At 70.0% G+C, this 2,846-nt stretch carries 3 protein-coding genes; 2 read left to right on the top strand and 1 reads right to left on the bottom strand.

Features of this window, described 5'->3' with window-relative positions:
* Positions 1 to 57: 57 nt before the first annotated feature.
* Entirely contained in the window at positions 58 to 1,023 is a 966-nt protein-coding gene (gene hprK, locus D7W81_RS40680) for an HPr(Ser) kinase/phosphatase (RefSeq protein ID WP_120560681.1), read from the top strand.
* Positions 1,020 to 1,883 carry an RNase adapter RapZ gene (gene rapZ, locus D7W81_RS40675; protein WP_120560680.1) on the top strand — a complete coding sequence of 288 codons (864 nt, stop codon included), beginning with the start codon at positions 1,020 to 1,022 and terminating at the stop codon, positions 1,881 to 1,883. Before hprK ends, rapZ begins: the two co-directional genes overlap by 4 nt.
* 30 nt (positions 1,884 to 1,913) lie before the next feature.
* Here the strand turns inward: rapZ and D7W81_RS40670 are convergent, their stop codons facing one another.
* Positions 1,914 to 2,759, bottom strand: a complete 846-nt coding sequence (locus tag D7W81_RS40670; protein ID WP_120560679.1) for an imm11 family protein — start codon at positions 2,757 to 2,759, stop codon at positions 1,914 to 1,916.
* Positions 2,760 to 2,846: the final 87 nt, after the last annotated feature.

Genomic DNA, 2,846 nt, shown 5'->3' with positions numbered 1-2,846 from the left:
GGCGGACACGGTGCGGTTCACCTCCGGAGGCCGGTGGGTGATATCCACGTCCTGACGATGAAATCCATTCGCATCTCCCAGCTCCTCGAAGACCAGGGCCACGACCTGCGGCTGACCCTGATGGCGGGCGCCCAGGGGCTGAAGCGCACGGTGGACTCCTCGCGCATCCAGAAGCCCGGCCTGGCGCTGGCGGGCTTCACGGAACACCTGCACCCGCACCGCGTCCAGGTCTTCGGCAACACGGAGATCTCCTACCTGGCCACCCTGCCGGAGGACGGGCAGCACGCGTCCCTGGCCAAGCTCTTCGGCGAGGAGGACCTGGCGTGCGTCGTGGTCACCAAGGCGCTGGACGTGCCCCGTGCACTGGTGGACGCCTGCGAGGCGGCGGGCCTGGCCCTGATGAAGACGCCGCTGCTCTCCAGCGAGTTCATCCAGCGGGTGCAGAGTTTCCTGGAGGACGCCCTCACGGAGTCCAGCAGCCTGCACGGCGTGCTGATGGACGTCTTCGGCGTGGGCATCCTGCTGCTGGGCAAGAGCGGCATCGGCAAGAGTGAAATCGCCCTGGACCTGGTGATGCGGGGCCACCGGCTGGTGGCGGACGACATCGTGGACGTCACCCGGAGGAAGGGGGCCGTCTACGGCGCGGGCAATCCGGTCATCAAGCACCACATGGAGATTCGCGGACTGGGCATCATCAACATCAAGGACCTCTTCGGAGTGTCCGCCGTCCGGGAACAGAAGAAAATTGAGCTTGTGATTGAGCTGCAGGAATGGGATCCGCACCAGGAGTACGACCGCCTGGGCGTGGAGGACAAGCACCTGCAGATTGTCGGCGTGGACATCCCCTTGTCGGTCGTGCCGGTGCGTCCTGGACGCAACATGGCCACCATCGTGGAGGTGGCCGCGCGCAACCAGCTGTTGAAGCTTCAGGGCCACCATTCGGCGCGAGAGTTCGCCGAGCGACTCAATCGAGCCATCGCCCAGGGGGCGATGCGCCGCACCTTGGGAGAAGAGGTCGAGTGACCGCCCCCGCGAAGCAGATCATCGTCATCACCGGCATGTCAGGTTCCGGAAAGTCCACCGCCATCCGGGCGCTGGAGGACGCCGGCTTCTTCTGCATCGACAACCTGCCGGTGCTCCTCTTGCCCAAGCTCACGGAGCTGGCCGGCGGCGGCAACATCGAGCGCATGGCGCTGGTGGTGGACGTGCGTGAAGGCGTCTTCCTCAAGGACGCCCCCCGCGTGCTGGATGAAGTGCGCCGCGCGGGCCACCAGGTGGACGTGCTCTTCCTGGACTCCAGCGACGACAGCCTCCTGCGCCGCTTCAGTGAGACGCGCCGGCGCCACCCGCTGGCCCCGGACGGCACGGTCGCGGAGGGCATCCGTGCGGAGCGCGAGGCCCTCAAGGACCTGCGCGAGCTGGCGGATCAGGTCATCGACTCGTCGGCGCTCAACGTGCACGACCTGAAGCGCATGGTGCAGGGGCGCTTCAGCCCGGAGCCCACGACGGGGCCCAGCCTGTCCATCATGTCGTTCGGCTACCGGTACGGCGTGCCGCCGCAGGCGGACCTGGTGTTCGACGTGCGCTTCCTGCCCAACCCGTACTTCGTGCCGGAGCTGAAGGGGCTCACGGGCAAGAACCCGAGGGTCGCGGGGTACGTGCTGGAGCGCGAGGAGACGCAAGCGTTCCTGGAGAAGGTCGTGGACCTCTGCCGCTTCCTGTTCCCCCGCTACCAGAAGGAGGGGAAGGCGTACCTCACGGTGGCGCTGGGGTGCACGGGCGGCAAGCACCGCTCGGTGGCGCTGGCGGCGGAGATGGTGCGCCGGCTGGCCACGGACTACGGCCGCGTGCAGCTGTGGGACCGGGACATCGAGAAGGAGTAGGGCACCTGCAGCGCCCTCCGGGCCCGGCCTTCAGTGCCGGGTGTCCGTGACGGGCGTGAAGCGCGCGCCGGTGACGCCTTCCTTCTCCAGGGCCTCCTTCACGACCTCGGAGACGACGAGGGTGACGGGCCAGCCCCAGGGGCGGAACACGCGGGCGCGGCCCACCTGGGTGGGGTCGATTCGCAGGCCGCGGACGGAGCGGTACTGCCCCACGCGCGCGGGGACGCCGTCGCCGGGGCCGTAGTGTTGGACCTCCAGGCAGGCGGCCTCGTCCACGCAGCGGATGAGGCGCGTGGCGACGACGAGGAAGTACGGCTTCGGCTGTCCCTCGATGTGCACGGGGATGAGCTGCACGTCCTCCGGGGCCAGGCGCGCGAACACGGCGGCCACGCGGGGGTGCACCACGGGGGTGAGGCCCGCGCCGGCGAGGCTGAAGTCCAGCGGGGCGGCCCTGATTTCGTTGGGGATGTGGAGCGGGCCGGGCGGATCCACGGGGCGCCCGGCGGTGAACATCCACACGTCGCCCACCACCTTGTCCTTCAGGTCCAGCGGGTCGCCGGGCTCCCAGCGGCCGGGGGCGCGGAAGTCGTCGTGCAGGTCGTAGAAGCGGGCGGCGGTGGCGCCAGCGCGGAGGACCTTGCGTTTGCTGCCGTGCGGGGTGGCCCCGTGCGCGACGATGCGGACGGCCGGGCGGCGGGGACGGCTGGTGCCGTGCCGGGCCTGGGGCGACGGCTCCTCCGCGACCGACGCGCGCGAGCGCCGGGGCGCGGCGGCGGCGGGCTCGGAACCGCCGGGCGGGCTCTGCCGGTCCGAGGGGCTGCTTTCGGAGGGGCGGAGCCACAGCCGTCGCAGCGCGTTGGTGAGACGCCTGAACATCAAGCGATGTTACCCAAGCGCCCGCTGGAGGGGAGCCCCTACCTTGGGGCTTCCTCGCCCGTTCTCAAGGCAGGCCAGCAGCCATCC

The sequence above is a fragment of the Corallococcus aberystwythensis genome, assembly GCF_003612165.1.
In the GTDB taxonomy this organism is placed as follows: domain Bacteria; phylum Myxococcota; class Myxococcia; order Myxococcales; family Myxococcaceae; genus Corallococcus; species Corallococcus aberystwythensis.
The sequence above is the reverse complement of the archived record's forward strand: the minus strand, read 5'-3'. Positions and strand labels throughout refer to the sequence as shown.

What these genes read in the sequence shown, in the direction of transcription:
- hprK (WP_120560681.1), top strand. Translation starts at nt 58, where the DNA reads ATGAAATCCATTCGCATCTCCCAGCTCCTCGAAGACCAGGGCCACGAC.
- D7W81_RS40670 (WP_120560679.1), bottom strand. Translation starts at nt 2,759, where the DNA reads ATGTTCAGGCGTCTCACCAACGCGCTGCGACGGCTGTGGCTCCGCCCC.